A 14,940-nucleotide genomic window follows, 5' to 3' on the forward strand; every position below is an offset into this window, starting at 1 on the left:
ATCGGCCATGCGTAACGCGTAGGCCAACGGCCCACATCGCCAATCGCCGGACCGGCTGGACCCATCCAGCCGGTCCGGCGTTTTCTGCGGAGCCACCCCCCAGCCCCACCTCTACGCTTCTTAGGTTAGCCTTACCTAAATTAGTTGAGCTTGTGGAGGACGACCCATGCCCGGTCACCATCGCGCACAAGCACGGCTCCACCACCATCAGGTCCGAACCCGAGCGCATCGTCACCGACGGACTGACCGACCAGGACGCGCTGCTGGCCCTCGGCAAGGTCCCGGTAGAACCGCACGGTGGTGATGGTCCTGCACGACCTCAACCAGGCCTGCCGCTACGCCGACTACGTCATCGCCATGAAGAACGGCCGGATCTACGGTGAGGGCGCCCCCGCCGAGGTCATCACCGCCGATTCCGTCGAGGAGGTCTTCGGCCTGCGCTGCCAGGTGGTCGTCGACCCGGTCAGCGGCACACCCTTGGCCGTACCGATAGGCCGGCACCACGCCACGACGGACGCCGAGCCGGCCGGCGTGGAACGATGACCCGATGGACCCACGGAGGAGACTGGTCAGCAGCCCGCGCTCGCGCGTCTGGACGACGAAGATGGACGGCGCGACCGTCGTGGTCAAACAGCTGGTCGAGGGGCCGGGTGCCCGCGAACGCTACGAGCGCGAGGTGACCGGTCTGCGGCTCGCCGGGCGTGTCGCTGACCCGCCCGTGGCACCGAGGCTCCTCACCACCGACCACGCCCAGCGGCTCCTGGTCCTGGAACACCTCCCCGGGCACCGCCCCGCCGCCGACTGGATCGTCCACTACGCCGCCGCCCTGGCCCGGCTGCACGCGGCGACCACCGCCCGGGACTCCGGTGCCCTCCCCGCCTGGTCCGGGCCGACCACCGGCGACGTCAGGTCCTTTCTCGCGCTGGCCGCCTCCCTGGACGTCCCCGTACCTCCCGGGACCCCGGGCGAACTGGACGCCCTGGCGGACCGGCTCGGCCGGCTGGGGGGACACTCCCTGCTGCACGGCGACCCCTGCCCCGGCAACGACCTCCACACCCCCGACGGACTCCGATTCATCGACTTCGAACAGGCCTCCCTCGGCAGCGGCGTCACCGAACTCGCCTACCTCCACATCGGCTTCCCCACCTGCTGGTGCTCCACCGCTCCCCCCGAACCCCTGCTCGCCCGCGCCGAACACGCCTACCGCACGGCCTGGCACACCGCCACCGGCGAACCGGTGCCCGGCGATCTCACCGACGCCTGTGCCGGCTGGCTCATCCGCGGCGACGCCCTCGTCCAACGCGCCCACCGCGATACCACCGACCACCTGGCCCGCCTCCCGGACAAGGACTGGAAATGGGGCACCGCCGGCGGCCGTCAACGGCTGGCCCACCGCCTCGGCGTCGTCGCCCACATGGCTGCCGGCCGCGCCGACCTTCGGGGCATGGCGCTGCTCTGCACCACCATGCGGCGCCGCATGCTGGAGCTCTGGCCCAAGCTGCGGCCCCTTCCGGCGGAGCGGCCTCCGGGCGCTTGAGCCCGGCGCGTCGGCTTTGGCTTCTCCCCTGGCTCTGCCCGCCCCCAACTTCCGGCCGGGGGCGGCCAAACAGCTCATCAAACGGCTCCGCGCCCTGCCCGCCCCGGGCAGGGCGCACCCTGACCCGGTCTACCGGCTGCTCGCGCTGCGCAGGACGCTCTCTACAGCGGCGGCTCGTCGGCCAGTTCCCGCACCCAGCTGACGATATTCGCGTCCGGCACAGCCTGCGGGCGGCCGTCCGTACCGGGGAAACAGCGGTCCCATGCCAGAGCCCGGCCGACCGGGCCGACGCGGCAGGCGAGGCTGGCGAACCGACGGAGGTCGGCAGCGCTGTGGCCGTCGCCGGCCCAGGGTTCGAGGTAGGCGTCGCGGAGCCGGGCGAGGACGGCGGGCGAGTCCGCGCCGAAGCGCTTGCGGGTGAGGCGGGCGATCACGAGCAGGCTGGTGAACGGGTGGGCGAGAGCGGAATCGCCCCAGTCGAAGAAGACACAGCGCCCATTGCCGTCGTGGAAGACCTGGCCTTCGTGGAGATCGGAGTGATCGAGCGACGGCGACACGCCCGAGGATTCCAATTCCGTGCACCAGGCGGCGACTTGCGGCACCAGCTGCCGTACGTCGTCGAGCCCGGCCGTCCGGTCGAGCAGCGCGGTGAGTCTTCCCGGCAGAGCGGCGGGCCGCAGGTCGGGGACGCCGAGCGCGGCGAGTTCCGCCACCCTGGGTACTATCTCGCGTTGCAGGGCCGCGTATTGCCGCAGCGGTTCCTCCCAGCAGCGCGGATCGGGGCGCTCGTCGTCCAGGACCTGGGCGAGCAGCGGCCCGCCGTCCGGCAGCAGCGACCAGGCGCGCCCGGTGTCGACGGCGAGCGGTGCCAGGACACGCCCGGGGGTCCAGTTGTGCAGCGCCTGGCTGAGCGCGGGCTCGAAGGCGGAGCCGGGCGGATTGGCCTTGAACCACACCACTCGTCCGTCGCGGGCAGGGATGCGTACGACGACCGACCAGGGACGCAGCCGTACGCCGTAGCCCTCGCGACCGGCCGGTTGCCGGCCGTGGACGGCGAGGGAGCTCTCGGCCCAGGCGAGGGCATCTCGGCGCCAGCGCGGGTCGTCCCAGGGGGTGGCCGGTGCGCCGTAGCTGCCGGTGTCGATGTGCATGCCCGCATTCGACCAGAGGGAGCAGGGGCCGGGCCAGCGATTACCTCGCGGTGAGTCCGGCGGCGACCCGTTCCTCGGCGCTGTCCCTCGGGGGCTTGTGGGCTACCGTCGGCCCATGACGACCGTTGGCCCTCTCCTCCGCGGCTGGCGCGAGCGGCGCCGGATGAGCCAGCTGGAGCTGTCCCTGCGCGCCGACAGCTCCGCCCGCCACATCAGCTTCATCGAGACCGGCCGCGCCCGGCCCAGCCAGGCGATGGTGCTGCGGCTGGCCGAGCACCTCGAAGTGCCGGTCCGCGAGCGCAACGCGCTTCTCCTCGCGGCGGGTTACGCCCCCGCCTACCCCGAAACCCCGCTCGACGACCCGGCCATGAGCGCGCTGCGGGCCGGCATCGAGCAGCTGCTCACCGGCTACGAGCCGTATCCGGCACTGGTGATGAACGGTACTTACGACGTCCTGGCGGCGAACCGAGGCATCGCGCTGCTGCTCCACGGAGTCGCCGAGCACCTGCTGCGCCCGCCGCTGAACGCCCTCCGGATCACCCTCCACCCGGAGGGCATAGCGCCCCGGATCCAAAACCTCGGGCAGTGGCGCCCGCACCTGCTGGAGCAGTTGGAGCGGCAGATCTCGATGCGCGGCTCGCAGCGGCTCCGCGAGCTGTACGAGGAGGTCAGCGCATACCCGGGGCCGGCACCGGAGCACAGCGCGGACCCCATGCACCCCTTCGCGCTGCCGATGCGGATCGAGCACGAGAATCAGGTGCTGTCCTTCATCTCGTCGGTCTCCACCTTCAACACCCCCATGGATGTGACCGTCTCCGAGCTGGCCATCGAGACCTTCCTCCCGGCCGACCCGGAGACGGTCAAGGCCCTCATGCCCTAGGAGTCCGCCGGCTCGGCGGTGATCTGGCCGGCCCGGTCCGCCGGAGCCCCGGCGACGCCGCCCAGCGCGCGGTACATCTCCTCCGTCGCGGTCCCGCCAGGCCCGCTCCCTGTGGGATCTCATGCAGCGGCCCCCCGAAGGAAATCAGGGGGCAGCGCGGTGTCCGGTCGGTCCGTCAGGGGCATGTGGTCAGGCCGTAGGTTCAGGCCGTCCGTGCAGGCTGCTCCGGCCGGCGTGCGTAGCCCCGCCTGCGCAGCGCCGGGTCCGTGAGTGCGGGCGGCACGTACGGGGAGTCCGCGGGGTTCACATCGGTGCCCGGGGCGACCAGGACGTCCATCCGATCCATGACGTCCGGGGCGAGCGTTACGTCCACCGCGCCGAGCTGGGCGGTGAGCTGTTCCATGGTGCGCGGGCCCATGATCGCCGAGGAGACGGCCGGATGGGCGAGAACGAAGCCGATGGCCAGCTCGACCATGGTGTGGCCGGACTCGGCCGCGAGAGTGGCGATCTCCTCGACGAGCGCGTACTTCCGCGTGCGTACCGCTTCCTGGGCATGGTCGAAGTGCTCGGCGTTGCGGACCGCCCGCGAGTCGGCGGGTGCGGGCGAGCCCGCGCGGTACTTGCCGGTGAGCCAGCCGCCGTTGAGCGGGCTGTACACCATCACCCCGAGCCCGTACCGCTCACACGCCGGCAGGGCCGAGGCCTCCGCGTGCCGGGCGAGCGCCGAATAGGCGAGCTGCTCGACGGCGAACCGCTCTCGGCCCCGGCGCTCCGCGACCCACTGCGCCTCGGTGATCCGGTCCGCGGGGAAGGCGGAGGAGCCGATCGCCCGCACCTTGCCCTGCCGTATCAGATCCGTCAGCGCGCCGAGTGTCTCGTCGAGGTCCGTGCCGGGGTCGAACCGATGCAGCTGATAGAGGTCGATCCGGTCGGTGCCGAGCCGGCGCAGGCTGTCCTCAACCGCGCGCATGATCCAGCGGCGGGAAGCGCCGCGCGTGAGCGGTTCGCCGTGGTCCATCTGCTCACCGAATTTGGTGGCCAGCACCACGCTGTCGCGTCGCCCCTTCAGGGCCCGGCCGAGGATCTCCTCCGTCTCACCGAAGGCGTACACATCAGCGGTGTCGATGAAGTTCACTCCCGCGTCCAGGGCCGTGTGCACCATGCGCCCACACGCGTCGTGATCCCGGTTGCCCCACGCCCCGAACATCATCGTGCCGAGGCACAGGCGGCTTACCCGCAGACCCGTCTTGCCGAGGTTCGTATAGTCCATCGCCCGATCTTGACACGCCCGCCGGTGGCGCTCCGATGTGGCGGGAGGCGGCGTGGGAGGCCGATGTTCGTGCCGGAAGCATGCATAGAGGCCGCGCGAATAGGTGGGGCGGGTGAAGGAGCGGGGCGAGGGGCAAGTCTGGCAAGGCGGAGGTGGGGCATTCCCCAGCGGTAGCTGGGGGAGGAGGCGACGCGATGGGGGGTGCCCCCTGCTCGAGCGGAGCCGAGAGCTTGGTGGGGGCACCTCCCGGACGGAGTCTGGGGGAGAGTCGTCGACCGACACCGACGACAACACTTCCAGACGCCCCCGCCGACGGAGTCGGCTGATGTCACAGCTCGGCACGCGACGCCGCCCCACCTATTCGCGCGGCCTCTAAGACCGTAAAGCCTGGCGGGGCGGGGCTGTTCGGCCTGGCGGACTCCTATTTCGGTGTAGCGGCCGGTTTCCCCTCCGCACTCCCACGGGAAGATCGTCCTGGAGACGGGCCGAGCCCGGCCTGCGACTCACCGGGCCACGGCGTGCAGGCGGAGACGGAGTCGGCTCTCAGCGGTTCACGAGGAGTTCCCGATCGTCCGGCCGTTGCCCAGGGGCCAGCGGGTGGACCAGGAGGCGATGTCCTCGTCCGCGATGCCGGCGGCCCACAGCACGCACTGGCGCAGCAGTTGGCGGAACCAGGGGTTGCCCCAGGCGCGGGCATCGTGGCCGAGAGCGGTGTAGCAGACTCGGCCCGCTCCGTGGCTATGGGCGTAGGCGACCGGCTCCGGACCCCGCGAGGTATCGCGCTCGGCCAGGATGTCGAGGCCGTCGACAAGGTCGATCAGGTAGTACTCGTCATCGATGGCGAAGTCCCCCAGATGACGGGTGACGGGATGCCCGGGATGGACCCGGACGTCGAAGCGGCCCTCGGAGCCGGCGTCGCCGTGCGAGAGATACCGGGAGCCGACGAGGTCGATGGCGGTCCTGTCGGCGTCGACGCCACCGGGCCCCAAGCCGAAGAGGTTGCTGGCATGTACGACGACCAGCCCCTTTCCCTCGGCGACGAGGGCGGCCAGGGCCCGCTGCTGGGACTCGTCGAACCGGGGGCCTGAGAGGTACAGGACGTATACGTCCGCCTCGGCGGTGGCCGGCATCGGGTCGGTGAACCGGTTGATACCGACGCCGCGCGCGGCCGGGATGCCGGCCTCGGTGACGATCTCCTGGAGAGCGAGGGCGGCACCGATCAGGTCGTGGTGGAGGTCGGTTCCGTCGACCACCACCAGAGCGGACGGGATTGCTCGCAACTTCACGGGGTCTACCTCCGGTGTGGCCCGGCGATCCGGGCGGATCGGGTCGGGCGGGTCGATTCAGGCGGGTCGATTCAGGCGTTCGGTACGGATGGAATGGTGCGGTTATGGGATGACCGGTGGTATGCCACCGCGTCCGCGAGCGAGAACGACTCCCCCGGCGACCGGCGGCACGTCCAGCAGCCGCAGGGTCAGTGATGGATGCGAGCGCGCCAGTCGTGCCCGTAGCCGCTCGGCGAGCCGCGGCTGACGCACGATGACGCTGCCGGCCGCCACGACCGTTTCGCCGGCCGCTCCCTGCCGCAGGAGTCTGCTGACGAGCAGCTCCAGATGGCGTGCGGCCTCGTCGACGATGTGGGCGGCCAGCGCGGAGCCCTCGTCGGCGGCCCGGAACACGGCGGGGGCGCCAGGCCCCCAGTTCTCGGGGGTCGGGTTGTCGTTGACGATACGGGCCAGCGCCTGCGGGTCGGCGGCGCCGAAGTGCGCGAGCAGCGCCCGTAGCAAGCCGTCGTCGGGCTGTCTGTCGTCGTAGGCGGCCAGGGCTGCCTTCGTCGCCTCACGTACGATCGCCGGCGCGCTCGCCTCGTCACCCAGGACCCAGCCCCAGCCGCCCGCGAACAGGACGGTGCCGTCGGCGTCCGTACCGACCCCGATGGAACCGGTCCCTGCGATGACGCCGATCCCGGCGTCGAGGCCGGCGGCCGGAACCAGCAGGGCGGCATCGTTGACGACAACCGCCGGCACGCCGAGCGCCTCGACCGCCTCGGCGAGGCGGGCACAGTGCTCCTGCGTGTCGCAGCCCTGCGCGCCGATCCCGACGGCGACGATCTCGTCTCCCTCGGGCACCGCGCCGGCCAGGTGGTCCATCAGCCAGCTCGCGGCGGAGCCGACCGCGGACGCATCCCAGCCGTCCGCCGGACACCGCAGGTCGGCGCGTACGACGCCGTCCAGCGTCTCCACCCGGACCGCGAGTTTCGTACCGCCGACGTCGGCGCCGACGAGGACTCTCATATGCCCGGCCCTTCGGCCGCGACCTTGATGTCGGCGTTGTGGAACACGAACTCCTCGATCTCGACGCCCCGGACTTCGGCGACCGCCTCGACCAGGATCTGCGTCACAATGATCTCGACGATGGCGCGCTGCGCGGCCGGCAGCCGGGGCACCCGCACCGGATGGAGCAGAGGACCGCCGTCGAGCGCCTCGCTGGTGACCAGGATGACCGGGTGCCCCGCATCCGTCAGGGTCTGGCCGATCGCGAGTTCCCGCGCGTCCCCGAAGAGGACGTGGACGCCGCCTCCCGCCGACTCCATGGAGCCGTGCAGATACTGTCGCGTGCTCATGCCTGTCGAGGGGATCCGTGCGACCTCGCGGAAGAGCAGAGCGCTCGCCTCCGCGGAGCCGATCGCGGGACCGGCGCCGACGAAGTCGGCGGAGGAAGCGTTCGCGAACAGCGGCGCCAGCGCACGCACCTGCTCCCGCAAATCGTTTTCGGCAGCCGCCACGACGTCGCTGAGCCGCGGCCAGCCGTCGTCGATCCGGCCTCCGTTCCAGGCGTCGGCCAGAATCCCCAGACCGGCGACGGTGGCGGTGTATCCGATGGTCGACGCGTAGCTGTCGGGGATGCTGCCGAGACTGATGACACCGGAGGCCACGTCGGCGATCGGCGAGGGATCCACATTGACGACGGCGTGGCGCAGTGAAGCGTCCACCGATTCGAGGGCGGCGAGCGTCTCGGCGCTTCGGCCGCTCTGCGAGACGCCGAATACCGGGTGGGAGCTTTGGGGATAGGGAAGCGGATGATCGCCCGCGCCGAGCCGCCAGGCGTGGATACCCCGGCTGCGCAGTGCCCAGACCGGAGCGCAAGCGGCGGCCAGGCTCGCGCCGATGCCGACGAACACCGGTCCTGGGCCAGTGAGCTGGCCCTTCTCCGCGGCGGAGGACACCGATCCGGTGAGGCGGGTGATCGCGGCGCCGAGGGCGTCGGCCTGAGTAGCGCGCGCCGCCGAGAAGGAGATGAAGCCGTTGCTCATTGCTGTTCCGTTCGGTCATACGTCCGTGTGGTCGGATCCCAGTCCAGTGGGACGGGTGGCACGAGTGGCGCGGTGCTCTTGATCCGCACCGGCTCACCGAGACCGACCGACTCCTCGATCGAGAGCATGATGTCGAGCACGTGATAGGCCAGTTCGCCGCTGGCGCGGGGCCGTGTCCCGGCCCGGATGGCGCGCGCCATGTCCAGTACGCCCACACCCCGGCTCCTCGCCACTCCCTCGGCGGCGACGCTGCGCCACGGGGTCTCGGGCTCGGTACCGGTCAGCAGCCGGGTCGGGCCGTCGAACCCGCTGACAGGGACCTCCATCGTGCCGTCGGCTCCGGTGACCTCGAACAGCTGGCGGCTCACCGGGGAGTCGAAGCTGTACACGGAGGTGCCGACCACACCGGAGGCGAAGGTGGTGACCACACTGATGTGGGTGGACACCTCCACCGGGAACGATGTCCCGGCGTCGGGTCCCGAGCCCACGATCCGCTCGGCGCGGGGTGTCTGGCCGACCGCGGCCACCGATGTGACGGGCCCGAGCAGTTGCACGAGTGTGGTCAGGTAGTAGGGACCTATGTCGAAGAGCGGTCCCGCCCCCTTGGCGAACAGGAACTGCGGCCGGGGGTGCCACGCGTCGGGCCCGGGGCCCTGCATCAGAGTCAGTACGGTACGGGGCTCCCCGACGGCGCCGTCCGCGAGCAGTCGATGGGACGTCTGGATGGCCTGGCCGAGGATCGTGTCCGGTGCGTTTCCCACGACCACACCAGCCGCCTGGGCGGCGTCCAGGACGGCGCGGGCGCTTTCGCGGTCGAGGGTGAGCGGCTTCTCACCCCAGACATGCTTGCCGGCCGCGACGGCCGCGAGCGCGACCTCGGCGTGGGCCGCGGGGATCGTGAGGTTGACCACGAGGTCGACATCGTCACGGCCCAGTACCTCCGCCGTGCTGCCCCACACCGGGACTCCGTACGCCTCGGCCTGGGTGCGCGCGCGCCCGGGGTCGAGGTCGGCGACAGCCGTTACGGTGAGGTCGGGGAAAGAGGTGAGCGAGCGCAGGTACTCGTCGGAGATGTTGCCGGCTCCGACGACCGCCACCCGCATCGGTCCTGTCTTGGCGCTCATGCCGCCACCTGCTTGAAGAAGGCCGCGTTACGTTCGACCAGCGGGAACACATCGCTGTGGTGGGCGACGACCTCGACCACCGGCATTTCGACATGACCGGCGCCCAGGGCGAGGATCTCGTCCACCCGGCCGGTGATCTCGACACCGAGGACAGGGCGGTCATTGCCCGGTTCGCGTTCCTGGACCACGTGCAGGAAACGGACCCGGTCGCCGAGGCGCGGCAGCAGCTCGAACACGTCGGCGCCGCCGACGCTGGCCCAGTAGACATCCAGTTCCAGGACGACGGCCGGGTCGAACAGCTCGACAAGGAGCTCGTAGACGGGAACCCCGTCGACGCGCTGGGCGAATTCGAAGTCGTGGTTGTGGTAGCCGATGCGGATGCCGCGCCGCGCGGCCCGCTCCGCGACGCCGTTGACGGCGGCGGCGAGTGCTTCGACGCCCGCTCGGTCGTTGATGCTCTTCGGGTCGACCCACGGGACGATCACTGTGCCGATCCCGAGCGTCTCGGCGGAGTCCAGGATGGCTGTCTCGTCGAGCAGTTGGACAGCGGCGTGGGCGGTGGCGGCGCGCAGCCCGCTGCGTCGCAGGGCTTCGGCGAGCCCGGGTGGATCGCTGAGGATGTCGTAAGGCTCGGCGTGTGTGAAGCCCATCGCCGCCAGCCGCGTGAGGGTGCCGTCGAGCTGCGCCGGTGCGATGTCGTCGCGCACGCTGTACAGCTGGATACCCAGAGGGCTGTCCGTCGTCATGATCCGCCCATTCCGTGGTGGTGGTCGTCGTGGTTGTGGTCGCCCGGGTGGTGCTCGCCCGGGTGGCAGTGGTGGCCGGCGGGGGCCGGGATGTCGAGTGTGGGGTTGCGCCCGAAGAAGCCGTACGGCTTGAGCACGAAGCCGGTGGTGTCCACCGGCATGACCGGCCAGTCCTCGGGCCTCGGGAAATGGGTGAGTCCGAAGGTGTGCCACAGCACGATGTCCGTGCCGTCGACATCGCGGTCCGCCGCTGTCCAGGCCGGCAGTCCGGCGCCGCCTTTGTGCATGTTGACCAGGTCGCCGGCCGGGTAGTTCTCGTCCGGCGCGTAGGGCGTGACCCACAGGTGCTTCGTGGCGTACGTCGCTCGCCCGTGGATGTCGGAGTCCTCGTCGGCCAGCAGGACCGGCCTGCCCTCGGGATGGAGCATGTATCCCACCGGGTTGCCGAGGCGGTTGGTCACCGAGGGGTTGGTGACCAGCCAGGACCGGTTGCGCGCGTTGTCGGCGAGCCGCCCGGCCCCGGCTTCGGTGCGCAGCCGCGTGAGGGTCTGGGTGAATCCCGTACCGGTCGGATTCCGCGGCCCTCGCGGGACGGGCGCCGCCTCCACCTCATCGACCGCGTTGTCCGTGCCGTCGACCATCATGTCGAGCCGGGCGCTGAAGAGGTGCTGGTGGTACGGGGCGCCGAGGCCCGGGGCGATTTCGGAGGCGAACTCGTAACCGGGTCCGGGATAGGCCGAGGTGAAGACAACGCCGGTCGCCTTGACTTCCAGCTCGATCGATCCGTCGAGGGAGAAGTACCAGTAGAAACCGTAGTCGTAGTTGCCGACGGTGGCGAAGAAGGAGACGACCAGGCGCCGGTTACGGCGGGAGTCGGTCGATCCGTTCCAGTTGTCGGTGTGCTTCCAGAGGATCCCCGTGTCCTCTTCGTGGATACAGATCGCCTGCGGTATGACCCGCACGTCCCCCGCGCTGTCGGCGAGGACGGCGTCCAGGTAGGTGATGTCGCCGACGCAGTCACAGCCGAGTTCGAGGGAGTTCGCGAAGCCTCCCAGCAGATACTCGCCGCAGTCGAAGAAGTTCTGGAACCAGCGCTGGGGGCTGGGATCGCCGTAGGGCACCATCATCTCGGCGAGTGAGGCACGGTACAGGACGGGGCGGGGCGTTCCCGCGTCATCTATGTGGACGTTGTGCAGGACCAGGCCCTCACGCTGGTCGAAGCCGACCTGGAGGGACCAGCCGAGCCATCGCAGGACGCCGTCCTCGTCGATGGTGAAGCTCGGCCCCTGCGGCTGGGTGATCTCGATGGGCTTCAGTCCGGCCCGCGGCGCCGCGCCCACCCAGTCGGGGTCGTGGAAGTTGCCGTCCTCCTCGGGCACCGGGAGGTCCGTGTGGTCGAGCACGTCGAGGACCTCACGGGTCACGACGTCGACGATGACGGTGACGCCGTCCACCGGGTGCGCCCAGCCGAGGTCGTCAGGGGTTTTCTGTACGAACGTGAAGCAGCGCTGGAGGCGGCGGCCGGTCTCGTCAGCGGCGGCCACTCCGGCCGACAGCGGATTCACCCGCAGTTGGGACAGGTCGGTCAGACCGCGGCGCCGCATGCTCGCGAGCCAGCGCTCGTCCTTGTGCACGATCTCCTCCACGAGGGGGAACTCGGCGAGCACGACCGGGACATGTCCCTCGGTGGCGACGTCGATCTCATGGTCCGAGACGATCCGTTCCTCTTTTGGGCACACGACGACGTCCCGTGAGACGCCCGAGCTCATGTCGATCAGCATCACTCGGAAGCGGCGCGGTGCGACCGAGCCGGCGAGGAGTTCGCGCTTGTCCTGCTCGGCCAGGCCGAAGTAGGAGACATGGGTGTCGGGGCCGAGGAGCCCCTGCCTCCGGAGCACGGCCGTGCTCGCTGTGATCTCGTCCGGACGGGGCGAGGCGAGCGCTCGGGCTGTGGAGAGCGGGTCGTACGTCGATGAGGTCATGAGGGCTCCACATCTCGGAGATTCGGGCGTCACGGGTGAGGCGGGCACCCGGCTCACGCATCGGCGCTGCGGGTGAAGGACGTACGCAGCCGGTAGCGGTCGCCGGCGTAGCGGATGGTCGAGGAGAGCAGCGGGCGCTGCGTACGGTCGCAGACGATCTGACGCATCTCCAGCACGGGCGTGCCGACGGCGATGGCGAGGTGGCCGGCGAGAGCGGCGTCGGCCGGGCGTGCCTCGATCGTGGCCTCCGCCTGGGCGAGCTGGAAGCCGAGTGAGGTGATGACGTCGTACAGGGAGCGGTTCGTGAAGTCGATACCGTCGAAGCCGGCCGCGATGTCCGCGGGGACCAGCGACTCGTCCACGGCGATCGGCACCTCGTCGAGCATGCGCACCCGGTCCACTCGGTAGAGCGGTGTCCCGGGGGCGATCTGGAATGCCTCGGCCTCGTCGTAGGTCGCTGTCCCGAGTTCGAGGCGCAGCACACGTGAGCTGGGCACGAGCCCCATCCGCCGGGCGGTCTCCGAGAACGATTCGAGGGTGTTGGGCCAGTCGCCCCGCTCCGGGGTGGTGACATACCAGCCGCGGCCGTGGGTGGCCCGCAGCACCCCCTCGTCGACCAGGGCGGACAAGGCTTTGCGCAGGGTCACCCGGGAGATGCCGAGCAGCTGGCACAGCTCCCGCTCCGGAGGCAGCCGTGCGCCTGGTCTCAGCTCGCCGCCCGCGATGCGTGCCTGAAGGATGCCTTTGGCCCGTACCCACAGTGGTTCGGGGTATTCGGAGGGCATGGTCGCGGGCGCCGTCTGATCCGTTGTCATGGGCGTACCTGGACCTTTTCCCACGTCCCCGACCGCATGGAGGCGTAACAGGCGTCGATGACGCGGTTGACGACGCATCCGTCCTCGAATGTCTCCAGCGGCGTCCGGCCCGCGGCGAAGCAGTCGACGAAGTGGCGCATCTCCTGGCTGAATCCGTAGGCGCGCGCCTCTTCCGGGACGGGGTACACCCACCCGGTGTCGGCGTCAGCCTTCTCCACGAGATAGCCGGCGCTGTTCTCGATGAATCCCCAAACGGGCGTCGACGCGGTGTCGGTGACCAGGCGCCCGGCGCTTCCGACGATTTCGTGGCGCAGCTGCATGCCGCCCTTCTCGATCCACGACGACTCGACGGTGGCGAGCTGGCCGCCGGCGAACTTCAGCAGTGCGATCGCGGTGTCCTCGCCGGTGGTCTTGTCGGCGTGCGCGAGGGTGGCGCCCCAGGCGAAGACCTCGACGATGGCGTTGTCCTTGCCGAAGAAGTGCCGGGCGGACTCGACGGTGTGACAGCCCATGTCGAGCAGCGCTCCGCCGCCTGCCGTCTCCGCGTCCCAGAAGTGCGGCGCGTGCGGTCCTGAGTGTGCTTCGCGGGCCCGCATGGTCAGTACGTCGCCGATCGCGCCGGCTGCGACCATCTGGTGTGCCTTGGCGATGTTGGGAGAGAAGACCGAACTCTCGGCGTATCCGTGCCAGACACCGGCCTCACGGACGACGCGGAGGATCTCTTCGGCCTCGGCGCCGGTTCGGGCCAGTGGCTTCGTGCACACCACGCCCTTCCCGGCGGCGGCCGCGACACGCACCGCGTCAAGGTGCGCCTCGTTCGGCAGGGCCACCACAACGAGGTCGACGGCCGGATCGGCGCACAACGCCGCCATGTCGTCGTACTGCTTGGCGTCGGGGGCCCACTTGCGCCCCAACGCCTCGGCGCGCGCGAGGTCGCGCGAGTAGTTGGCGACGAGCACCGCGTTCCGTACGTCCTGGAGGGCGTCCGCGTACGTGTCGCTGATGAATCCCGAACCGATGAGACCGACGCCGATCACGCTGTCTTCTCTCCTTGTTGTTCAAGTGGTTTTGCTTTGGTCTTACAAAGGTACAGTATATCGCTAGACCAATTGTTGACCACTGGCTCGCTTTCCCTCATCGGTCTCCCTCATCGGTCTGCCAGCAGACGGTCGAAGGCGTGGTCCAGGTCCTGGTTGATCACCCGCAGCGCCGGATCCGCTTCGTAGTGGGCCAGCACCTCCCTGGCCCCCTCGGCGAAGGACACCGCGGGCGCGAACCCGGGCACCAGCGAGCGGAGTTTGGAGGTGTCGAAGAGCATCGAGTGCCGGAAGTCGTGCTCCAGTACGTCTCCCCAGCCCGGCAGCAGCGCGGCGATCGACTCGCTGGAGCGGTGGCGCAGGACGGGGCTGCGGACCCCGGCGGCGGCGGCCAGCGTCAGATGGATCTGGTCCCAGGTGAGGATGTCGCCGCTGACGACATTCACGCTCTCGCCGACCGCGTGGCCGTTGCCGAGCAGGGGGAAGAACGCGCGCGCGAAGTCCCGTGAGTGCGTCAGGGACCACAACGATGTGCCGTCGCCGTGCACCACCACCGGCTTGCCGCTGCGCATCCGTTCGATCGCGGTCCAGCCGGCGAGGACGGGAATCACCGTACGGTCGTAGGTGTGGAAGGGCCGCACGATCGTCAGCGGGAAGTCCGAGGAGCGGTGGGCCTCTTCGAGGAGGAGTTCGCAGGCGATCTTGTCCCTCGGGTAGCCGAAGACCGGTTGCCGGCGCGGGCTCGACTCCGTGATGGGCAACTGCGGTACGGGGCGGCCGAAGACGGAGCAGGTACTGATGAAGACGTACTGCCCCGCCGAGCCGGTGAAGAGACCGGGATGGTCGCGTACGTCGTCAGGAGTGAAACCGACCCAGTTGACAACGGCGTCGAACTCTTCGCCGCCGAGCACCGCACGCAGCGCCGCCGTGTCCCTGACGTCGGCGCGCAGCGCCCGCACGCCCCCGGCCACCGGCCTGGCCGGCTCCGAGCGCGTGACGATCGTGACGTCGGCGCCGCGTGCGACGGCCTCGGCCGCGGCCGCCGAACCGATCATTCCAGCGCCGCCGAGGAAAAGTACCTTCAT

The 14,940-nt window shown here is 70.3% G+C and carries 13 protein-coding genes and 2 pseudogenes; 4 read left to right on the top strand and 11 right to left on the bottom strand.

Translation table 11 applies throughout. The features are described 5' to 3' along the window. Positions 1-170 precede the first annotated feature (170 nt). The 3 genes and pseudogenes from FCI23_RS59345 to FCI23_RS07550 form a co-directional block, all read left to right on the top strand. A pseudogene (locus FCI23_RS59345) lies at positions 171-287 on the top strand (iron-siderophore ABC transporter substrate-binding protein); the annotation flags it as partial. A 4-nt stretch (positions 288-291) separates the two neighbouring features. Then, a pseudogene (locus FCI23_RS07545) lies at positions 292-543 on the top strand (ABC transporter ATP-binding protein); the annotation flags it as partial. 4 nt (positions 544-547) lie between these two features. Continuing rightward, complete coding sequence (locus tag FCI23_RS07550) at positions 548-1,537, top strand: phosphotransferase family protein (RefSeq protein WP_136722672.1); 990 nt, start codon at positions 548-550, stop codon at positions 1,535-1,537. A 161-nt stretch (positions 1,538-1,698) separates the two neighbouring features. On the opposite strand, the gene FCI23_RS07555 is transcribed toward FCI23_RS07550, so the two are convergent. Further along, positions 1,699-2,688, bottom strand: coding sequence for a phosphotransferase (locus FCI23_RS07555; RefSeq protein ID WP_136722673.1), 990 nt, complete (start codon positions 2,686-2,688; stop codon positions 1,699-1,701). 115 nt (positions 2,689-2,803) lie between these two features. Here FCI23_RS07555 and FCI23_RS07560 point away from each other — a divergent pair, with 115 nt between their 5' ends. Next, complete coding sequence (locus FCI23_RS07560) at positions 2,804-3,568, top strand: helix-turn-helix domain-containing protein (protein ID WP_136722674.1); 765 nt, start codon at positions 2,804-2,806, stop codon at positions 3,566-3,568. A gap of 202 nt (positions 3,569-3,770) precedes the next feature. On the opposite strand, the gene FCI23_RS07565 is transcribed toward FCI23_RS07560, so the two are convergent. From FCI23_RS07565 to FCI23_RS07610, 10 genes are all read right to left on the bottom strand, one after another. After that, on the bottom strand, positions 3,771-4,838 hold the full coding sequence (locus FCI23_RS07565) for an aldo/keto reductase (protein WP_136722675.1): 1,068 nt from the start codon (positions 4,836-4,838) through the stop codon (positions 3,771-3,773). 551 nt (positions 4,839-5,389) lie between these two features. Then, positions 5,390-6,124 (bottom strand): ThuA domain-containing protein, encoded by a 735-nt coding sequence (locus FCI23_RS07570; RefSeq protein ID WP_169316714.1) that lies wholly within the window; start codon positions 6,122-6,124, stop codon positions 5,390-5,392. 102 nt (positions 6,125-6,226) lie between these two features. After that, positions 6,227-7,132 carry an N-acetylglucosamine kinase gene (locus FCI23_RS07575; RefSeq protein WP_136722677.1) on the bottom strand — a complete coding sequence of 302 codons (906 nt, stop codon included), beginning with the start codon at positions 7,130-7,132 and terminating at the stop codon, positions 6,227-6,229. After that, positions 7,129-8,151: an SIS domain-containing protein gene (locus FCI23_RS07580; RefSeq protein ID WP_136722678.1), complete on the bottom strand. Its 1,023-nt coding sequence runs from the start codon at positions 8,149-8,151 to the stop codon at positions 7,129-7,131. The genes FCI23_RS07575 and FCI23_RS07580 overlap by 4 nt, the downstream gene beginning before the upstream one ends. Then, the gene (locus FCI23_RS07585) at positions 8,148-9,275 is read right to left on the bottom strand and encodes a Gfo/Idh/MocA family protein (RefSeq protein ID WP_136722679.1); all 1,128 of its coding nucleotides are present in this window, start codon (positions 9,273-9,275) and stop codon (positions 8,148-8,150) included. Before FCI23_RS07585 ends, FCI23_RS07580 begins: the two co-directional genes overlap by 4 nt. Beyond that, positions 9,272-10,021, bottom strand: coding sequence for a sugar phosphate isomerase/epimerase family protein (locus FCI23_RS07590; protein WP_136722680.1), 750 nt, complete (start codon positions 10,019-10,021; stop codon positions 9,272-9,274). Before FCI23_RS07590 ends, FCI23_RS07585 begins: the two co-directional genes overlap by 4 nt. After that, positions 10,018-12,003 carry a primary-amine oxidase gene (locus tag FCI23_RS07595; RefSeq protein WP_136722681.1) on the bottom strand — a complete coding sequence of 662 codons (1,986 nt, stop codon included), beginning with the start codon at positions 12,001-12,003 and terminating at the stop codon, positions 10,018-10,020. The genes FCI23_RS07590 and FCI23_RS07595 overlap by 4 nt, the downstream gene beginning before the upstream one ends. A 53-nt stretch (positions 12,004-12,056) precedes the next feature. Then, a complete protein-coding gene (locus tag FCI23_RS07600; RefSeq protein ID WP_136722682.1) occupies positions 12,057-12,818 on the bottom strand; it encodes a GntR family transcriptional regulator in 762 nt (253 codons plus the stop codon). Continuing rightward, the gene (locus FCI23_RS07605; RefSeq protein WP_136722683.1) at positions 12,815-13,855 is read right to left on the bottom strand and encodes a Gfo/Idh/MocA family protein; all 1,041 of its coding nucleotides are present in this window, start codon (positions 13,853-13,855) and stop codon (positions 12,815-12,817) included. The genes FCI23_RS07600 and FCI23_RS07605 overlap by 4 nt, the downstream gene beginning before the upstream one ends. Positions 13,856-13,965: 110 nt before the next feature. Further along, the gene (locus tag FCI23_RS07610) at positions 13,966-14,940 is read right to left on the bottom strand and encodes an NAD-dependent epimerase/dehydratase family protein (protein WP_211265236.1); all 975 of its coding nucleotides are present in this window, start codon (positions 14,938-14,940) and stop codon (positions 13,966-13,968) included.

Source organism: Actinacidiphila oryziradicis (assembly GCF_005047355.1).
Classification (GTDB): Bacteria; Actinomycetota; Actinomycetes; order Streptomycetales; family Streptomycetaceae; genus Actinacidiphila; species Actinacidiphila oryziradicis.

Excerpts from the sequence above, each read along its gene's own strand:
- FCI23_RS07550 (WP_136722672.1), top strand. The coding sequence starts at position 548 with ATGGACCCACGGAGGAGACTGGTCAGCAGCCCGCGCTCGCGCGTCTGG.
- FCI23_RS07555 (WP_136722673.1), bottom strand. The coding sequence starts at position 2,688 with ATGCACATCGACACCGGCAGCTACGGCGCACCGGCCACCCCCTGGGAC.
- FCI23_RS07560 (WP_136722674.1), top strand. The coding sequence starts at position 2,804 with ATGACGACCGTTGGCCCTCTCCTCCGCGGCTGGCGCGAGCGGCGCCGG.
- FCI23_RS07565 (WP_136722675.1), bottom strand. The coding sequence starts at position 4,838 with ATGGACTATACGAACCTCGGCAAGACGGGTCTGCGGGTAAGCCGCCTG.
- FCI23_RS07575 (WP_136722677.1), bottom strand. The coding sequence starts at position 7,132 with ATGAGAGTCCTCGTCGGCGCCGACGTCGGCGGTACGAAACTCGCGGTC.
- FCI23_RS07580 (WP_136722678.1), bottom strand. The coding sequence starts at position 8,151 with ATGAGCAACGGCTTCATCTCCTTCTCGGCGGCGCGCGCTACTCAGGCC.
- FCI23_RS07585 (WP_136722679.1), bottom strand. The coding sequence starts at position 9,275 with ATGAGCGCCAAGACAGGACCGATGCGGGTGGCGGTCGTCGGAGCCGGC.
- FCI23_RS07590 (WP_136722680.1), bottom strand. The coding sequence starts at position 10,021 with ATGACGACGGACAGCCCTCTGGGTATCCAGCTGTACAGCGTGCGCGAC.
- FCI23_RS07595 (WP_136722681.1), bottom strand. The coding sequence starts at position 12,003 with ATGACCTCATCGACGTACGACCCGCTCTCCACAGCCCGAGCGCTCGCC.
- FCI23_RS07600 (WP_136722682.1), bottom strand. The coding sequence starts at position 12,818 with ATGACAACGGATCAGACGGCGCCCGCGACCATGCCCTCCGAATACCCC.
- FCI23_RS07610 (WP_211265236.1), bottom strand. The coding sequence starts at position 14,940 with ATGAAGGTACTTTTCCTCGGCGGCGCTGGAATGATCGGTTCGGCGGCC.